This is a genomic window from Frateuria sp. (assembly GCF_035944355.1).
Lineage (GTDB): Bacteria > Pseudomonadota > Gammaproteobacteria > Xanthomonadales > Rhodanobacteraceae > Frateuria_A.
In genome coordinates, this window is the sequence record NZ_DASZBH010000007.1 from 36,832 (window position 1) to 53,403 (window position 16,572).

At 69.0% G+C, this 16,572-nt stretch carries 21 protein-coding genes; 7 read left to right on the plus strand and 14 right to left on the minus strand.

Annotated elements, in window-relative coordinates; translation table 11 throughout:
* Positions 1-163 precede the first annotated feature (163 nt).
* The 3 genes from htpX to VGU03_RS03670 form a co-directional block, all read right to left on the minus strand.
* Complete coding sequence (gene htpX / locus VGU03_RS03660) at positions 164-1,054, minus strand: protease HtpX (protein ID WP_327478741.1); 891 nt, start codon at positions 1,052-1,054, stop codon at positions 164-166.
* Positions 1,055-1,162: 108 nt separating this feature from the next.
* Positions 1,163-1,909, minus strand: coding sequence for a hemerythrin domain-containing protein (locus VGU03_RS03665; RefSeq protein ID WP_327478743.1), 747 nt, complete (start codon positions 1,907-1,909; stop codon positions 1,163-1,165).
* Between the two features lie 15 nt (positions 1,910-1,924).
* Positions 1,925-2,140, minus strand: coding sequence for a hypothetical protein (locus tag VGU03_RS03670; RefSeq protein WP_327478745.1), 216 nt, complete (start codon positions 2,138-2,140; stop codon positions 1,925-1,927).
* Between the two features lie 103 nt (positions 2,141-2,243).
* Between VGU03_RS03670 and gluQRS the strand changes: the two genes are divergently transcribed.
* Both gluQRS and phbB read left to right on the plus strand, forming a co-directional pair.
* Positions 2,244-3,107: a tRNA glutamyl-Q(34) synthetase GluQRS gene (gene gluQRS / locus VGU03_RS03675; RefSeq protein WP_327478747.1), complete on the plus strand. Its 864-nt coding sequence runs from the start codon at positions 2,244-2,246 to the stop codon at positions 3,105-3,107.
* 94 nt (positions 3,108-3,201) lie between these two features.
* Complete coding sequence (gene phbB, locus VGU03_RS03680) at positions 3,202-3,942, plus strand: acetoacetyl-CoA reductase (RefSeq protein WP_327478749.1); 741 nt, start codon at positions 3,202-3,204, stop codon at positions 3,940-3,942.
* Positions 3,943-4,102: 160 nt separating this feature from the next.
* Here phbB and VGU03_RS03685 read toward each other — a convergent pair whose 3' ends face one another.
* Positions 4,103-4,888: a tRNA threonylcarbamoyladenosine dehydratase gene (locus VGU03_RS03685; RefSeq protein WP_327478751.1), complete on the minus strand. Its 786-nt coding sequence runs from the start codon at positions 4,886-4,888 to the stop codon at positions 4,103-4,105.
* Between the two features lie 136 nt (positions 4,889-5,024).
* Between VGU03_RS03685 and VGU03_RS03690 the strand changes: the two genes are divergently transcribed.
* Positions 5,025-5,420 carry a cytochrome c gene (locus tag VGU03_RS03690; RefSeq protein WP_327478753.1) on the plus strand — a complete coding sequence of 132 codons (396 nt, stop codon included), beginning with the start codon at positions 5,025-5,027 and terminating at the stop codon, positions 5,418-5,420.
* A gap of 123 nt (positions 5,421-5,543) precedes the next feature.
* On the opposite strand, the gene VGU03_RS03695 is transcribed toward VGU03_RS03690, so the two are convergent.
* From VGU03_RS03695 to VGU03_RS03720, 6 genes are all read right to left on the minus strand, one after another.
* On the minus strand, positions 5,544-5,846 hold the full coding sequence (locus VGU03_RS03695) for a DUF962 domain-containing protein (RefSeq protein ID WP_327478755.1): 303 nt from the start codon (positions 5,844-5,846) through the stop codon (positions 5,544-5,546).
* A 72-nt stretch (positions 5,847-5,918) separates the two neighbouring features.
* Entirely contained in the window at positions 5,919-6,977 is a 1,059-nt protein-coding gene (locus VGU03_RS03700; protein ID WP_327478757.1) for an NADH:flavin oxidoreductase/NADH oxidase, read from the minus strand.
* Positions 6,978-7,080: 103 nt separating this feature from the next.
* Positions 7,081-7,932, minus strand: a complete 852-nt coding sequence (locus VGU03_RS03705; RefSeq protein ID WP_327478759.1) for a hypothetical protein — start codon at positions 7,930-7,932, stop codon at positions 7,081-7,083.
* 134 nt (positions 7,933-8,066) lie between these two features.
* Positions 8,067-8,924, minus strand: a complete 858-nt coding sequence (locus VGU03_RS03710) for an alpha/beta fold hydrolase (RefSeq protein WP_327478761.1) — start codon at positions 8,922-8,924, stop codon at positions 8,067-8,069.
* A 98-nt stretch (positions 8,925-9,022) separates the two neighbouring features.
* A complete protein-coding gene (locus VGU03_RS03715) occupies positions 9,023-9,232 on the minus strand; it encodes a cold-shock protein (protein ID WP_091333775.1) in 210 nt (69 codons plus the stop codon).
* A 257-nt stretch (positions 9,233-9,489) separates the two neighbouring features.
* Positions 9,490-9,699, minus strand: coding sequence for a cold-shock protein (locus VGU03_RS03720; protein WP_327478762.1), 210 nt, complete (start codon positions 9,697-9,699; stop codon positions 9,490-9,492).
* Positions 9,700-10,017: 318 nt separating this feature from the next.
* Between VGU03_RS03720 and VGU03_RS03725 the strand changes: the two genes are divergently transcribed.
* Positions 10,018-10,521: a hypothetical protein gene (locus VGU03_RS03725; RefSeq protein WP_327478764.1), complete on the plus strand. Its 504-nt coding sequence runs from the start codon at positions 10,018-10,020 to the stop codon at positions 10,519-10,521.
* A gap of 31 nt (positions 10,522-10,552) precedes the next feature.
* Here VGU03_RS03725 and VGU03_RS03730 read toward each other — a convergent pair whose 3' ends face one another.
* Entirely contained in the window at positions 10,553-11,791 is a 1,239-nt protein-coding gene (locus VGU03_RS03730) for a winged helix-turn-helix domain-containing protein (RefSeq protein WP_327478766.1), read from the minus strand.
* A gap of 157 nt (positions 11,792-11,948) precedes the next feature.
* Here VGU03_RS03730 and VGU03_RS03735 point away from each other — a divergent pair, with 157 nt between their 5' ends.
* Together VGU03_RS03735 and VGU03_RS03740 are read left to right on the plus strand one after the other, a co-directional pair.
* Positions 11,949-12,560, plus strand: coding sequence for a hypothetical protein (locus VGU03_RS03735; RefSeq protein WP_327478767.1), 612 nt, complete (start codon positions 11,949-11,951; stop codon positions 12,558-12,560).
* A gap of 109 nt (positions 12,561-12,669) precedes the next feature.
* The gene (locus tag VGU03_RS03740) at positions 12,670-13,761 is read left to right on the plus strand and encodes a phospholipase A (protein ID WP_414655928.1); all 1,092 of its coding nucleotides are present in this window, start codon (positions 12,670-12,672) and stop codon (positions 13,759-13,761) included.
* Between the two features lie 69 nt (positions 13,762-13,830).
* Here VGU03_RS03740 and VGU03_RS03745 read toward each other — a convergent pair whose 3' ends face one another.
* Together VGU03_RS03745 and VGU03_RS03750 are read right to left on the minus strand one after the other, a co-directional pair.
* Positions 13,831-14,313, minus strand: coding sequence for a peptidylprolyl isomerase (locus VGU03_RS03745; protein WP_327478768.1), 483 nt, complete (start codon positions 14,311-14,313; stop codon positions 13,831-13,833).
* A 189-nt stretch (positions 14,314-14,502) separates the two neighbouring features.
* Positions 14,503-14,988, minus strand: a complete 486-nt coding sequence (locus VGU03_RS03750; RefSeq protein WP_327478770.1) for a glutathione peroxidase — start codon at positions 14,986-14,988, stop codon at positions 14,503-14,505.
* Between the two features lie 103 nt (positions 14,989-15,091).
* Between VGU03_RS03750 and VGU03_RS03755 the strand changes: the two genes are divergently transcribed.
* On the plus strand, positions 15,092-15,220 hold the full coding sequence (locus VGU03_RS03755) for a hypothetical protein (RefSeq protein ID WP_327478771.1): 129 nt from the start codon (positions 15,092-15,094) through the stop codon (positions 15,218-15,220).
* A gap of 20 nt (positions 15,221-15,240) precedes the next feature.
* On the opposite strand, the gene pncB is transcribed toward VGU03_RS03755, so the two are convergent.
* The gene (gene pncB, locus VGU03_RS03760; RefSeq protein ID WP_327478773.1) at positions 15,241-16,422 is read right to left on the minus strand and encodes a nicotinate phosphoribosyltransferase; all 1,182 of its coding nucleotides are present in this window, start codon (positions 16,420-16,422) and stop codon (positions 15,241-15,243) included.
* Positions 16,423-16,572: the final 150 nt, after the last annotated feature.

Genomic DNA, 16,572 nt, shown 5'->3' on the forward strand with positions numbered 1-16,572 from the left:
TTCCGTGGCTTGCGTGTTTGCTTTGGGGTTTCCTGGCGTCGCTCCCGCGCAGGCGGGAACCCCATTTGGCCCTGATCAGCCCAGGAGCCCATGGATTCCCGCTTTGGCGGGAGTGACGCCCCGTTTAGAAAGGTCGACCGCCCGGAGCGGCACCGCCCTTTGCTTATCGAGCCGCCTGCAGCGCAGCGATGCGCTCGTCCAGCGGCGGGTGGCTCATGAACAGGCGCTGCAGGCCGGCGGCCATGTGCCCGGAGATGCCGAAGGCGGCCATGGCCTTGGGCAGCGTGGTCTCGCCGTGGTCGCCCTTGAGCCGCTGCAGCGCGGAGATCATGGCGCCGCGGCCGGCGAACTGCGCGCCGGCGCGGTCGGCGCGGAACTCGCGCCAGCGCGAGAACGCCGCCACGATCATCGAGGCGAACAGGCCGAACACCACCTGCAGCACCATCACGGTGACGAAGTAGCCGATGCCGCTGCCGCCGCGGTTGTCGCGCCCGCCCGAGAGCCAGCTGTCGACCAGGTTGCCGACCACGCGCGCGGCCAGGATCACCAGCGTGTTGAGCACGCCCTGGATCAGGGTCAGGGTGACCATGTCGCCGTTGGCGACATGGCCGATCTCGTGGCCGAGCACGGCAGAGACCTGCTCGCGGTCCATCTGCTGCAGGAGGCCGGAACTGACCGCCACCAGCGAGCTGTTCTTGGTCATGCCGGTGGCGAAGGCGTTCATCTCCGGCGCGTCATAGATGGCCACCTCGGGCATGCCGATGCCGGCGTTCTGCGCATGGTGGCGCACGGTGTCGAGCAGCCAGCGCTCGGTCTCGTTGCGCGGCTGCTCGATCACTTGCGCGCCGGTGGAGTACTTGGCGATGGTCTTGGACATCGCCAGGGAGATGAAGGCGCCGCCCATGCCGAACACGGCGGCATAGACGAGCAAGCCGGTCATGCCGCCGTAGCCGTGGGCAGCGGCCCACTGGTCGATGCCGAAGATCCGGCAGACCACGCTCAGCAGCAGGAGGACGGCGATATTGGTGGCAAGGAAAAGGACGATTCGACGCACGGCTGTCTCTTTGGCAGTCATGAAAAAAGTGGCTCGCGCCACGGGCTGAGACTCGGGGCGACGTGTATTAGTTTCAAGAGCCGGACCCGCCTTGCGCGCCGGCGCGGCTCAGCGGAGGATCGGGGGCGGTGGCGGGGCCGTCAGCGCGGCGAGATCGGCCAGCCCGAAGGCCTGTTCGATGGCGCCGATGCGGCCGACCGCGTCCTCGAAGCCGTCATGGCCGAACATGCGCTTTTCCAGCGCCTCGAACTGGTCGGACAGCTCGCTGTAGCGGGCCGGCGCAAGCGTCCGTTTCCAGGCGGGAAAGACCACCGTGTCCTCGATCGCGGTGTGGTGCTGGTACATGCGCACCAGACCGTCCAGCGCACCTGCCAGCGGCGCCATCGCGGAACGGCCGATGCCGCCTGCACCGACGGCCAGGACGTAATCGGTGATCTGTCGGCCGCGCCGATGCTGCTCCGCCAGGGTGCGGCAAATCGTCGCCGCTCGGCCGCCGGCTGCGACCACGGCGGGAAACACGTGCGCCTCCTCCAGCGCGTGCTCGTGGTAATCCTCGCCGAAGCGGCGGAACAGTTCGGCCGTCCGACGCAGGGGTTCGAGCGGAACCGCCCGCTGGTGTTGCAGCAGGCTGGCCGCCCGGGCATAGACCAGCAAAGCCCGACGCAATACGCCGTGCTCGCGCATCAGGTCCTCCACGGCGAGCACGTCGGTGGACTTCGGCCCGTCGGCCAGGGCCGCCAGCGGCGCGGCGGCCGCGATACCGCCGACCAGGGCGATGCCTGCGCTCCCCATACAGCGGCGGCGGCCTGGGTCGGCCACCTCGCCGGAGCTCGGGCGTGCGCCCTGCGATGTCATCCGCGGCGACCTGGCTCAGCGCCAGGCGTCCTCGCTGCGTTGCTCGAAGTGCTCATAGGCGGTGATCAGGCCGCCCAGCACCTCGGCCGAAGTCTCGAACAAGGCCTGCGCTTTCGGGTCGGACACCTGGGCCACGTCCTGGCGGACATGGTCCATCGCCTCGCGCAGCATGCCCTTGATCTTGCGGGTATGTTCGCGCGGGTCGTCGTGGCCTTGAATGGAAGTGGCCATGGGAAAACCTCCTGGGGAGCGCCGGTCCAAGGATGAAGGGATGCTCGCGCCGGAGGCGTTTCGGGCAAGTGAACCGGACTGCCCGCACCGTAAACTCCCCCGCATGAACTACCGCGGCCGCTTCGCTCCTTCTCCCACCGGCCTGCTGCACTTCGGCTCGCTGGTGGCCGCGGTGGGCAGCTGGCTGTGCGCCCGCCACGCGGGCGGCCAATGGCTGCTGCGGGTGGACGACATCGACCCGCCGCGCGAAGCGGCAGGCTCGGCTCAGGCGATCCTGGCGGCGCTGCCTGCGTTCGGGCTGGCGGCCGATGCGCCGCCGTTGTTCCAGTCGCAGCGGCGGGCGGCCTACGACGAGGCGTTCGAACGGTTGCGGGCAGCGGACCTGGTTTTCCCCTGCTGGTGCAGTCGGACGCAGCTGGCCGAAGCGGGCGGCATCCATCGCGACGGGCATTGCATCGCGCGCCCGCAACCGGCGCGCCCGCCGGCCTGGCGGCTGCGCGTGCCGGACGTCACGATCGCCTTCGATGACGCCTTGCAGGGCCGCCAGCGGCAGAACCTGCGTGACGAGGCCGGCGACTTCGTGATCCGCCGGGTCGAGGGCTTCTACGCCTATCACCTCGCCTGCGTGGTGGACGACGCCTTCCAGGGCGTCACCGAAGTGGTGCGCGGCAACGATCTGCTCGATTCGACGCCGCGGCAGATCTGGCTGCAGCGTTGCCTGTCGCTGCCCACGCCCGGCTATCGCCACCTGCCGCTGGCGCTGGACGCCGGGGGGCGCAAGCTGTCCAAGTCCGAACAGGCGCATCCGCTGAACCCGGCCGACCCGATGCCCGCGCTGCGCCGGGCGCTGGCGTTCCTGGACGTCCAGACGTCCGCGACCTCATCCACCCCGCAGGCGCTGCTGGCAGCCGCGCTCGACGGCTTCGAGCCGGCGTGCCTGCCGCATGCGGCAACGCGCCCGGCCTGACTTCACGCGCGCCGCCCACGGCAGGTGTCACAAACTTGGGGTATACATGCAGGCAGGCGGCGGCAGTCGCCGCCCTGATTCGGGAACTCTGGCAATGAACCCACGCACCGCACTGGTTACCGGTGGTACCGGCGGCATCGGCACCGCCATCGTCCGCTACCTGGCGCGCCAGGGGCACCGCGTCGCCACCAACTACCGCGACGCCGCCAAGGCCGAGGCCTGGCGCACCGCGATGGCCGCCGAAGGCATCGAGGTGTGCATGGTGCGCGGCGACGTGGCCGATCCGGTCGACGCCGAAGCGATGGTGCGCTCGGTGGAAGAGGAATGCGGCCCGGTCGATATCCTGGTCAACAATGCCGGCATCACCCGCGACACCACCTTCCACAAGATGAGCTACCAGCAGTGGACCGAGGTGGTGAACACCAATTTGAACGCCTGCTTCAACGTCACCCGCCCGGTGATCGAAGGCATGCGCGCGCGCAAGTGGGGCCGCATCGTGCAGATCAGTTCCATCAACGGCCAGAAAGGCCAGTACGGCCAGGCCAACTACGCCGCGGCCAAGGCCGGCATGCATGGCTTCACCATCTCGCTCGCGCAGGAGAACGCGAAGTTCGGCATCACCGTCAACACCGTGTCGCCGGGCTATGTGGGCACCGACATGGTGATGGCGGTGCCCGAGGAGGTGCGCGAGAAGATCGTCGCGCAGATCCCGATCGGCCGGCTGGGCAGGCCCGAGGAGATCGCGCACGCAGTGGCGTTCTTCACCACCGACGAGGCCAGCTGGATCACCGGTGCGAACCTGGCGATCAACGGCGGGCATTACATGGGCTGGTGATTTGCTCCCTCTCCCCCTGCCCCTACCAAAGATGGGGGAGAGGGTTGGGGTGAGGGGCCGCTCTTGCGGACAAGTCCCGCACGAGCCCGACGGCTCCCCCGCGAGCCCCGGCCCCTCACCTCGATCCTCTCCCCGGAGGGGAGAGGAAGAAAAGCCGGAGCTACTTCTCCAGCAGCTTCTCCAGCACCTTGCCCACCGCCGCAAAGGCGAACGCGCCCGTGATGTGCGTGGCCGCGCCTAGGCCGCCGCCGCAGGCCAGGTTGAGCGAGTCGCCGCCGGGCGGGCGCAGGCCGCAGACCGAGCCGTCCGGCTGCGGGTATTGCACGTTCTGCAGCGAATAGACCGCCGACACGCCGAAGTAGCGGTCCGGGTTGCGCGGAAAATGGAAATCCTGCCGAAGCTTCTTGCGGATCAGGCTGAACATCGCGTCATGCTCGGTGCGGGAGAGGTCGCGCACGCGGATCTGCGTCGGGTCGGTGCGCCCGCCGGCCGAGCCGACCGTCACCATCGGCAGCTTGCGCCGCCGGCACCAGGCGATCGCCTCCAGCTTGACGCGGAAGGCATCGCAGGCATCCAGCACCACGTCGTAGCCGCGGTCCAGCAGCTCCTCCAGCGTGGCGGTGGTGAGGAAGCGCTCGATCGCCTCGAGCCGGATGCGCGGGTTGATCGCATGGGCGCGCTCGGCCATCACGCCGACCTTGGGCTTGCCCCACTGCCCGTCCAGCGCGTGCAGCTGGCGGTTGGCGTTGGACACGCACACCTCGTCGGCGTCGATGAGGGTCAGCCGGCCCACGCCGCTGCGCGCCAGCGCCTCGACCGCCCAGGAGCCGACCCCGCCGATGCCGATCACGCAGACGTGGGCGTCCATCAGGCGCTCGATCGTGCCGCGCCCGTACAGGCGCTCGACGCCCTCGAAGCGCTCGACCGGGTAGTGCGGGCCGCTCACGCGGACTGCCAGGTGGCGGGGTGCAGACTGCCTTCCATCACGTGCGGTTTCCTACGCGGAAAAGCTCATTTTACGGCTACGAAAGCGGGCGACGCTTCGGTATTCTGGCCGTTCCAACCAAGACGACGGCCTCCCCATGAATGCACGTTCCGCGTTGCTCATCCTGCTCGGCCTGGTCATCGGTGCCCTCGGCACGGTGTTCGCCATGAAGGCGCTGGGCAACCGCAATCCCATGCCGCATGCGGTGATGACCGTGATGGGCCATCACATGGGCGCACTGAGCCAGTCGGTGAAGGCCAAGCAATGCGACGCGGCGCAGGTGAACGACCACCTGCTGCGCCTGCAGTCGACCTCGGCCGACATCGCCGACGCGTTCCCGGGCGCGGAACAGGATTTCGTCGACCACGCCGGCCGGCTGCGCACCGCGCTGCAGGGCGCGGTACAGGCGCACCCCACCGATTGCGCCGCACTGGCCCAGGCGATCAAGCCGGTCGGTGATGCCTGCGAGTCCTGCCACCAGCGGTATCGCTAGGCTCCGCCCACGGCCGGACGCAACTTGGCGTTGATCGAGGACGTCTCACGCTTCCAGCTCGACAAGCTGCGCAACTACCGTGATTGGCTGAGCGAGCAGGACCAGGCGCGGGGCGCCTGAGCACTACATACGTTGCCGGCGACGCAGGATCTGCCAGTACATCACCCAGTCCCCGGCCAGGCTGTAGAGCGGATGGCGGAAGGTGGCGGGGCGGTTCTTCTCGAAGACGAAATGGCCGACCCAGGCAAAACCGTAGCCCGCCAGCGGCGCGAGCCACAGCCAGCGCGCATCGCGCGTCACGATCGCCGCCACGATCACCAGCAACACCAGCGTGCTGCCGGCGAAATGGAGCCGGCGGCAGGTCGGATTGCGATGCTCGTTCAGATAGAACGGGTAGAACTGGCGGAAGCTGGTGAACTCGGACATGGCGGCGGAACGCCCGGCAGACGGGAAGCTCAAGCCTGCGCCGCCGGCATGCCCGGTTCAAGGCTCCGGACGCTACCAGGCGCGCCGGTACTGTAATGGCGCCTCCAGCGAGGCTCCCAGCTCCTGCGCGGCGCGGCGAGGAAAGTAGGGATCGCGCAGGCTCTCGCGGGCGATCAGCACCAGATCCGCCTGCCCGTCTTCGACGATGCTGGCGGCCTGCGCGGCATCGGTGATGAGCCCCACGGCGCCGGTGGCGATGCCCGCCTCGCGGCGAAGACGCGCGGCAAAGGGCACCTGGTAGCCGGGGCCGACGGGGATCTTCACGTGCGGCACCAGGCCGCCGCTGGACACATCGATGAGGTCCACGCCCAGCGGCTTGACCTCGCGCGCCAGCCGCACGCTCTGTTCGACGTCCCAGCCGCCCTCGGCCCAGTCCGTCGCGGAGACGCGCAACCACAGCGGCAGACGCTCCGGCCACACCTCGCGCACCGCCGCCAGCACCTCGCGCAGCAGCCGCGTGCGGTTTTCGAAGCTGCCGCCATAGGCATCCGTGCGGTGGTTGCTGAGCGGCGACAGGAACTGGTGCAGCAGGTAGCCGTGCGCCGCGTGCACCTCGATCAGCTCGAAGCCGGCCTCCAGCGCGCGCTGTGCGGCGGCGCGGAAATCCGCCACGACCTTGCGCAAGCCGGCCTCGTCCAGCGCCAGCGGCACGTGCCAGCCTTCATCGAAGGCGATCGCCGAAGGCGCCACGGTGGTCCATGCGCCCTGCCCCGCCGACAGCGCGCCACCACCCTCCCAGGGCGCGCGTGCGCTGGCCTTGCGCCCGGCATGCGCGAGCTGCACGCCGGCTACCGCGTGCTGGCTGCGGATGAACGCGGCGATCGGGCGCCAGGCCTCGACCTGCGCCTCGTTCCAGATGCCGGTGTCGCCGGGCGAGATGCGCCCCTCGGGTGATACCGAAGTCGCCTCGGCGACCACTGCCGCCGAGCCGCCGACGGCGCGGCTGCCAAGGTGCACGAGGTGCCAGTCATCCGGCAAGCCATCGGTGGCCGAGTACTGGCACATCGGCGAGACGACGATGCGGTTGCGCAGCGTCAGGCTGCGCTGTGCGAAGGGAGTGAACAGTTCCACGCGGCGATCCTGCAGGAAAGAGCCCACGAGATGACGACGCGCGGGCGATCCTTCAAGAGCCCATGGCGAAGGAACGCGGCCGGCGCGACGCGCTCTCCGGACCTCAGGCTTGCTGCGAAAGGGGCTGCGGCACCAGCGGCAAAGGCCTGGCCAAGGCCCACAGCGGCGCGTCACGGTAGCCGTCCAGCACGGCCCATGCGCCGCAGGCGATCGCCGAGGACATCAGGAAGGCGGTCCAGTTGTCGTTGCCCGGCGCGGCGATCAGGCGCGGAAGCCAGATGACGAGCGTGATGATGCTCAGCATCGCTGCCTCCAGCGCCACCGCCAAGCGCGGCAGCAAGCCGAGCATCACCGCGGCGGCGGCCGCCAGGCTCGCCGCTCCGGTGAACCAGGCCCAGCCCAGGTGCCAGGGCAGCCATGCGGGCATCAGCGCGACCGTCTGCGGCGCATAGACGAAATGCGCCAGCCCGATCGGCAGCAGCGAGAGCGCGAACAGCAGCCGCGCCCCGCGACTGCCGCCCGGGCGCCGACCGTGCAGCGCCATCAGCGTCCAGCCGCCGGCAAGGATCAGGCTGATCTCGGCCACGCCCAGCCAGGTCGCCTCCATGCCGGGCATCGCGACCAGGCCCGGCAGCTTCAGCAGCAGCGTCCACAGCGCAAGCAGCGCGACCAGCACCAAGGCGGCCATCGGCGCCGTGCGGCGTAGCAGCAGGCCGAACCCGCAGGCCAGCTCCAGCAGGGCGACCGCCAGCGCGATGGCGGCTTCGGCCGACAGGTGCGCGATCGGCAAGTGCTGCCATACGCCGGCAAGATCGCCGTAGAGGCATCCACGCACTCCGAGCCCGATCATGGCGAGCGCCAGCAGGCTCTGTCCGAGCCCTGGACGATCCGGCATGCGTGCGTGGGAAGGAATGGGGCCGAGCAGGCTCAGGCGCAGGCGGTTCGACGCGGACATGGCAGCCTCCCGGATGGCGGTGGGGCATTATGGCCCTGCCCGCGCGGCAGTCCACACCGCCCGTGGCGCCTGATCATCACAGTCCGTGCCCGCCTCGATCGCACTGTAAACGGTTGCGCCACGGCCACAATTTTCTACGGGGCCCGATCCAGCCAATCGGCGATGCGTGCGGCCACCACCTGGGGCGTTTTCATCCAGCTGAAGTGGTCGGCCTTCGCCTGCAGATCCTGCGGCGTCAGAAGCTCGCGCGTGACCTGCGCGCCGGGCAGCTTGCCGAGCAGCCACTCCAGCGACGCGGCCGGCCCCAGCCAGTCGTCGCGCAGGCGCAGCGCGAGCACCGCGCCACCGAAGCTCGCCATGCCCGCTTCCAGGTCGCCCAAGCCTTGCGCCGCGTAGCGGCCCGTGCGTCCGCTGCGTGCCCAGTCGCGGATCACGCCACGCGCCTCGTTGCCGCCGAAGCCGATGCGCCGCCCCGGGAAATGGCCCAATGCGCCCGCCAGCGCCGGCGCCGCCACGTAGGCGGCGCCGATCAACCACGCATGGCGGAACCTGCGCCAGTACGGCGCGCCGCTCGCCACCAGCACCAGCCCCGCCGCCTGCTCCGGCTGCATGCCCACGTGCAGCGCCGCCAATTGGCCGCCCAGGCTGTGGCCACCCATCCAACAAGGCGTCCGCGGCCAGGCCGCGCGCGCGGCGGCGAGTCCGGCCGGGAGGTCGTCGTGCAGCAGCGTGCGGTAGCTCCAGTCCTGGCCGCGACCCGCACGCCGGTCGCTGGAACCGTTGCCGCGCCACTCGTGCAGTGCCACCGCCGTGCCCCGAGCGGCCAGCGCCTGCGCCAGCGGCAGGTAGTGCTTCGCCGGCACACCCATCGCCGGCAGCCAGTACAGCCAACGCGACGCATCGGGCGGACCGACCAGCAGCAGCTGGCTGGTGGCACCGTCGCCTGCGGTTACGCGCAGCGTGCGCGCAGGTTCGTCCCGGTTGGCTTCCATTGGCTCTCCGCGCAAAGGGCAAAGGCTAAGCGAAGCGGCGGCGTGCGCACAAAAAAAGGCCGGCTTGCGCCGGCCTTTGGCAAACGTTCGCTCCGCCCTCAGGCCGGAGCGACTTCGTCGGCCTGCAGGCCCTTCTGGCCCTGCACCACCTTGAAGCTCACCTTCTGGCCTTCCTTCAGGCTCTTGAAGCCCGTTCCGCTGATCGCGCGGAAATGCACGAAGACGTCGGGGCCACTCTCCCGGCTGATGAAGCCGAAGCCCTTGGCGTCGTTGAACCATTTGACGGTGCCAATTTCACGATCCGACATGACTCACTCCGTTCTGCACGATGCTGAGACAAGTCGACCTCCCCTTTGGCCGACGGCTTACTGGGCATGCAGGGAGCGGGTGGAGCGAGGCGTGATTCGGGAATCCTGCCTCGGGGCACGCACGTGGACCGAGCAGACACAGTGGCTCAAGCATAACGGAATTTAGGTAAAAGCAAGCCATGCCCAATGGCCCGCCCGGCGGCATAAAAAAAGCCGGGCATCGCTGCCCGGCTTTCTAGGCTCTGCGGCAAACCGCCTTAGGCCGGGAGGACCTCGTCGGCCTGCAGGCCCTTCTGGCCCTGCACGACCTTGAAGCTCACCTTCTGGCCTTCCTGCAGGCTCTTGAAGCCGGTACCGCTGATGGCGCGGAAATGCACGAACACGTCCGGGCCGTTGTCGCGGCTGATGAAGCCGAAGCCCTTGGCGTCATTGAACCACTTGACCATACCCATCTGACGATCAGACATGAAACACTCCGTAGGTTTTTCAAAGAGACTCGACCGCCGCGACATGCGGGGCCGACTTACTGGTGTGCAAGGAAAACCCTAGGGGTGAATCGATGAAGCGCAGATCGTGATCGGCGGCATCGGGCCACAAAACTCTGGTGACCCCGGCAAACACAGTGCACGCATGATAGCCGGTACCGAACCCCCGCGCGACCGCCAAGCTGAACAAGCGGGCCGGTTCCACGACCGGTCGGATTTCAGATTTTCTTCACGACGCCGTTTGTCTAGTGTCCAGACCGCCAGCGCATCGGCCACTGTGTTGCCTGAGGAAATCCAGCCATGAAGCCTGCCCTTCCGCGCCTGACCATCCTCCTGCTAGGTGCCGGCCTGCTGCTGGCCGGATGCGCCAGCCATCCGGCCCGCCCCGCCACGGCCGCCGGCAGCCGTCCGCAGGCGGCGTCCGAAAGCCAGCCGCAACCAGGCACCCAGGCGGGTGAGCGCAATGGCCAGGTCCGTGCCCCGCGCGGCGAACGCCATGCCGGCGCCACCACCGAACCGGCCGCCGAATTGCCGGAAAACACCGGCATCCCTGCCTGCGATGACTACCTCGCCAGCTACGTGGCCTGCCATCGCGCCGCCGCGATCTATAAGCCTGACCAGATCCAGCCCCGTTACGAGGCCATGCGAACCAGCCTGCTGCGCGACTCGCAGGATCCGCAGATCCGCCCCAATCTGGCGGCCCGCTGCAATTCGCTGGCCAGCCAGTTGCGCGAGGCGCTGCACGGCAAATCCTGCGCCGGCAGCCCGGCCGCGCCGAGCAGCCAGTCCGACGGGAATCCCTAGTCCCGACAGACGCAGCCGCGGCGATCGCGCTCTAGCACGCCGCGCCGGATGCCTTCCATTGTGCACGCAACGCGCGCCCCAGCGCCGCCGGCTCGGTGCGCTCGAGGTGGATCGTGGGCGTACCGTGCCAGGACGCGGTGCGCGCAATCGCTTCGGCAAGGTCCGCCACCAGGCGCGGCGCGACCGCCTGGCCAGGCTCCAGGAACAGCGCCTTGACCTCGAACACGCCCTCGTCCCGGTGCGCTTTGGCATCCAGCCGACCGACCAGGCTGCCGCGTGACAACAACGGCAGGACGAAGTACCCGTAGCGCCGCCGGAGGGCGGGCGTATAACACTCGATCGCGTACTCGAAATCGAACATGGCCTGGGCACGGGCGCGATCCCACACCAGCGGATCGAACGGCGAGAGCAGGGCGGTATGGGTCGCCCGCAGCCGGCCCGACCGCGCCATCGCCAACAGCGGCGCATGCTCCCGATGCACGTAGCCGGGCGCGTCCCAGCCGCGCACGGGCACCGCCAGCAACTCGCCCGTGGCGACCAGCGGCGCCAGCTCCGCCTCGCCCACCGCGGGCTTAAGCCGGTAGTAGTCGGCGATCCAGCGCGCCTGCGTGATGCCCAGCGCACGTACGCTGTCCAGGATGAAACGCCGCCGTAGCCCGCTTTTGTCCAGTTCGCTCGGCACGAACGGCGGGTCGAGGCCGGCCAGCACGCGCCCGGCCAGGTCATAGACGCGCTGGAAGCGCTCGCGCCGCGGAATCATCAGCTCGCCCAGCGCGAACCAGGCCTCCAGCCAGCGCTTCTCCGGCTTCCATTCCCACCAGCCGCTGGCGCCGCGGTCCGCGCGCGGAAAATCGGCCGCGCGCACCGGGCCGGAAGTCCGGATGCGTTCGAGCATTTCGTCCATCTGCGCGCGATGCTCGCGGTGCATCCGCTCGGCATGGCGATGTGCCCAGTGCGCGCCGCGCTCGCGCCAGGCACGGTGCAGTGGCAGGTCCGCCGCGGGCACGAAGCAGGCTTCGTGCGCCCAGCACTCGGCAATGCGCCCCTGCGCCAGCGCCCGGTCCAGCCAGGAGCTGTCGTAGTCGCCCAGACGGGAGTGCAGCACCAGGTAGGGGCTGCGCGCCACCACGTGGATCGAGTCGATCTGCAGCAGGCGCATACGCTCGATCGCCGCCACCACGTCGGCCGGGCGGGCGCGTCGCGCGGGCGGGCGCAACAGGCCCTGCGCGGCCAGGTGCAGCCGGCGCGCCTGGGCCGGATTCAGCGGCATGGAAGCGGACGGAATGGCGGGCAACGGCGGTGTTGGCTTCACGCAACCCTGTCGCGCAGTGTGAGGCGGCATTTACAAACCGTTTGTTAGCGTGCCTGGAGCGCGGCAGCCATCGATCGCCTGTGCCCGCGCTCCCGCATTCTGGCATGGAGTATCGATGATGAAACCCCGCAAGCCACTGCTGTCCGCCTTGGCAACCGGTTCGCTGCTGTTGTCCGGCGCGCTGCTGGCGCAGAACCAGCCGGTGCCGCCGCCGAGCCCGACCAATCCTGCACCTCCGCCGCCGACCGCGCCCATGCCACCGGGCTCGCCGCAGTCGAGCATGCCGCCGACACCGCCGTCGCCGCCGAATCCGGCCGACACGCAACCCGCGCCGCCGACCAGCCAGGGCATGCCGCAGACCATGCCGCCGCCAGCTTCCAGCGCGCCCCCGCCGCCCGCCGGCCAGATGGACCACGGCATGAACGGCGCCAATCCCCAGGGCGGCGTGGACAACCAGGGTGGCATGAGCAACCAGGGCGGGATGAACGACCACGGCGGCATGAACAGCGCCGGCGCAGGCGCCAACGTGGAATTCAAGTCTTCGATACCACCGGCACCCGACGCCGGCCCGGCGCCGGACTTCAGCCAGCTGGCCAAAGGCAAAAAGTTCATCACCATGAAGGAAGCGGCGAGCTATCCACCGCTGGCCAACGACTTCGAGCACGCCGACCGCAATCGTGACGGCCGCATCACCCAGCGTGAGTACGATCAGTGGAAGTCGCACTGAGTTTCCGACACTCCCCCCCTCGCCGGCCCCAGTGGCCGGCTTTTTTTGTCACCAACGGTCCGGACCCGCGTCGCTAGACTGGCCCCCTTGCGACCGGGAGCCTGCCCCCATGAAGCGAACCCTGACCGTGGCATGCACACTGCTCGGCAGCGCATGGGCCTGCGCTGTGCGCGCACAGAACCCCAGCCCGATGGACATCCGCGCCTGTACCGCCATCGAGAGCGACGCGCAACGGCTGGCCTGCTACGACCACGCCACCGGCCGCGTGAACCTGCCGGCGCCCAGGAGGCGCACGGACAAAGGCACCACGCCCAGCGTGTTCGGCCACGACCTCCATTCACGTGCGGCGGTCGACCAGGCCCAGGCCAACCCGGAGGTGGCCGCGCCGCTGTCGCTGCTTGACAGCCGCTGGGAACTCTCGCCGGAAGCCAAGCTCGGCACGTTCAACGTGCGCGGCTACAAGCCGGTCTATGCGCTGCCGGTGTTCGCCACCAGCAACCAGAACGCCAGCCCGCACAGCCCCAACCCGCTCAACACGGTGACCACGCCGCAGCAATTGCAGAACATCGAGGGCAAGTTCCAGCTCAGCCTCAAGACCAAGCTCTGGCAGGGCGTGTTCGGCGATGCCGGCGACCTGTGGCTGGGCTATACCCAGTCCTCGCGCTGGCAGGTCTACAACAGCCGCACCTCGCGCCCGTTCCGCGAAACGGACTACGAGCCCGAAGCCATGCTGGTGTTCGACACCCACTACGACGTGTTCGGCTGGGACGGGCGCCTGCTCGGCATCGGCATCAACCACCAGTCCAACGGGCGCTCCAACCCGCTGTCGCGCAGTTGGAACCGCGTAGTCGCCGACGTCGGTTTCGAGCGTGACGGCTGGACGCTGATGCTGCGACCCTGGTGGCGCATCCCCGAAGGCGGCCCGGACGACAACAACCCGGACGTCAGCGACTACATCGGCCGTGGCCAGATGCAGATCGTGCGCGAATGGAACGGCCAGGAGTTCAGCCTGCTGCTGCGCCATTCCCTGCGCGGCGGCAGCCGCAGCCACGGCGCCGGCCAGTTCACCTGGAGCTTCCCGATCGCCGGCAACCTGCACGGCTACCTGGAACTGTTCAAGGGCTACGGCGAGAGCCTGATCGACTACAACCACAACGCCACGTATCTGGGCCTGGGCGTGTCGTTGCTGGATTGGTACTGACGCCGCCGGGTTCCCACGGGTGAAAGAAAAAGGCCGCGGAGCGCATCCGCGGCCTTTGCCGGCACCACTTCAGTGATGATGGCCGCCCGGGCCGTGCACGTGCCCATGCTCGAGCTCTTCCGCGCTGGCCGCGCGCACGTCGGTCACCTCGACGTTGAAATGCAGGGTCTGGCCCGCGAGCGGATGGTTGCCGTCGATGTGCACCTTGTCCGGCTCCACGCGCACCACCGTGACGTTGATGACGCCCTGCGGTCCGCGGCCCTGGAACTGCATGCCCGGCTGGATGTCCTCCACGCCCTGGAACGCCTCGCGCGGCACTTCCTGCATCAGCTCGGCTTGGCGCACGCCGTAACCTTCCTCCGGCGACACGTCGACCTTGAACTGGTCGCCCGCCTGGCGGCCGGCCATCACCTTCTCCAGGCCGGGCACGATCTGCCCGGTGCCGTGCAGGTAGGACAGCGGCTCGCGTCCCTCGGAGCTGTCGATGACGCGTCCTTCGTCGTCGGTCAGCGTGTAGTGGAAGGAGGCGACGGTGTTGTCTGCGATCTGCATGGCGTTCTCGTGATCGGTGGATAGGCCAGTCTATCAGTTGCAGGTGCAAGCCCCGTCACACCAGCCTGCGCAGTGGCGCCGCGGTTGCGGCGTCGGCGGGAACGCCGGCCAGCGCCGACGTGGATGCCATCGCGGTGTGGCTGGCCGAGCTGGGCGAGCCCGGCGCGGCCCCGCCCTGAGGCCGGAGGCTCAGCTGGCCAGCCTGGCCGCCAGGTCGCGGCCGATCTTTTCGGGCGTGTCGGTCGGCGCATAGCGCCGCGCCACCTGGCCCTGCGGGTCGACCAGGAACTTGGTGAAGTTCCACTTGATCGCCTCGCTGCCGAGCAGACCCCGGCCCTCGCGCTTGAGCCAGCGATAGAGCGGATGGGCGTGTTCGCCGTTGACCTCGATCTTGGAAAACAGCGGGAAGCTCACCTCGTAGTTGAGGCTGCAGAACTGGCGGATCTGCTGCTCGTCGCCCGGCTCCTGGTGCCCGAACTGGTCGCAGGGAAACCCCAGGACGGTCAGGCCCTGTTCCCGGCGTGCCTGCCACAGCGCCTCCAGGCCCTGGTACTGGGGCGTGAAGCCGCACTTGGAGGCGACGTTGACGATCAGCAGCCAGCGCCCGCGCCATTCGGCCAGCGACCGGTCATGGCCTTCGATGTCGCGCGCGGTGAAGTCGTAGACGCTGCCCATGCATTTGCCTCCGTAGCGTGGCGGCAGTCTACGCCGGCGGAGGCGCACATATGCACATGAGCGAAGGTCATTTCCGCCTGCGCCGCCCGGGAGCGACGCTGCCATGATGGACCTGCTGATCTGCGCCCTGGTCGCGCTCGCCACCCTGGTACTGCTGGCACGCTCCGCCTGCCGCGAGGCGCCGCAGCGTCCGCTGCGCGCCCGCCCCACCCGTGACGACAGCTTCCTGTAGCAGGCGTACTCCGCGCAGGCTCACGCCTCCGGCGGAATGTCGAACACCTGCCGCAGGTAGGCCACGTAGGCCGGGTCGTCGCACATGTTCTTGCCCGGCGAATCGCTGAGCTTGGCCACCGGCTGGCCGTTGCAACGGACCATCTTGATCACGATCTGCAGCGGCGAGGGACCCACGTCGTTGGTGAGGTTGGTGCCCACGCCGAAGGCCAGCTGGCAGCGCCCACGGAAGTGGCGGTAGAGCTGCATCACGCGGGGCAGGTCCAGCGCGTCGCTGAACACCAGGATCTTGCTGCGCGGGTCGACGCGGTTGGCGCGGTAGTGGGCCAGCACCTTCTCGCCCCAGACGAACGGGTCGCCCGAGTCGTGGCGGGTGCCGTCGAAGAGCTTGCAGAAGTACATGTCGAAATCGCGCAGGAAGGCGTCCAGGCCATAGACGTCCGACAGCGCGATCCCCAGGTCGCCGCGGTATTCCTTCGCCCAGGTCTCCAGCGCCACGCGCTGTGAATCACGCAGGCGCGGACCCAGCGCCTGGTGCGCCTGCAGGTATTCGTGCGCGAGCGTGCCCAGCGGCGTCAGGCCCAGTTTCCAGGCCAGCCATACGTTGCTGGTACCCGCCAGTTGCTCGCCCAGGCCATCGCGCAGCGTGCGCGCCACCTCCTCGTGCCACCGGCGCGAAAAGCGCCGGCGCGTGCCGTAGTCGGCGATGCGGCAGTCGGCGTACTCGTCCTCGCCGCGCAGCAGTTCGATCTTCGCGTGCAGGCGCCGGCGTCCTTCGGCGAGGTCCAGGCCCGACTGGGTGTTGCGGAAGTACACCTCGTTGACGATCGCCAGCAGCGGCACCTCGAACAGGATGGTGTGCAGCCACGGGCCGACGATGCGGATCTCAAGCTCGCCGGTGCCCGAAGGGGCCGGCGCGATATCCACGTATTTGGCATTGAGCTGGAACAGCCCCAGGAAGTCGACGAAGTCGCTTTTGATGTAGCGCCAGCCGCGCAGGTAGTCGAGCTCCTCGGCGGTGAAACGCAGGCGGCACAGCGCATCGAGCTCGGCACGGATCTCCTCGATGTAGGGCACCAGGTCGACGCCGGGATTGCGGCACTTGAACCGGTATTCGACCTGCGCGGCCGGATAGTGGTGCAGCACCACCTGCATCATCGAGAACTTGTACAGGTCGGTGTCGAGCAGGGACTGGATGATCATGCGTGCGCCGGATGGGATCCGGTGCACCGGATCGTCCCGCGCATTATCCGCGCGCCGGTCCGATCGCGGCGAGCCGATGCCACGGTCGGGCATGGCGCCTCGGCAGCCATGGGGGACCACCAGACTTCGCCGGTTCGGCGAGGCGGCGCC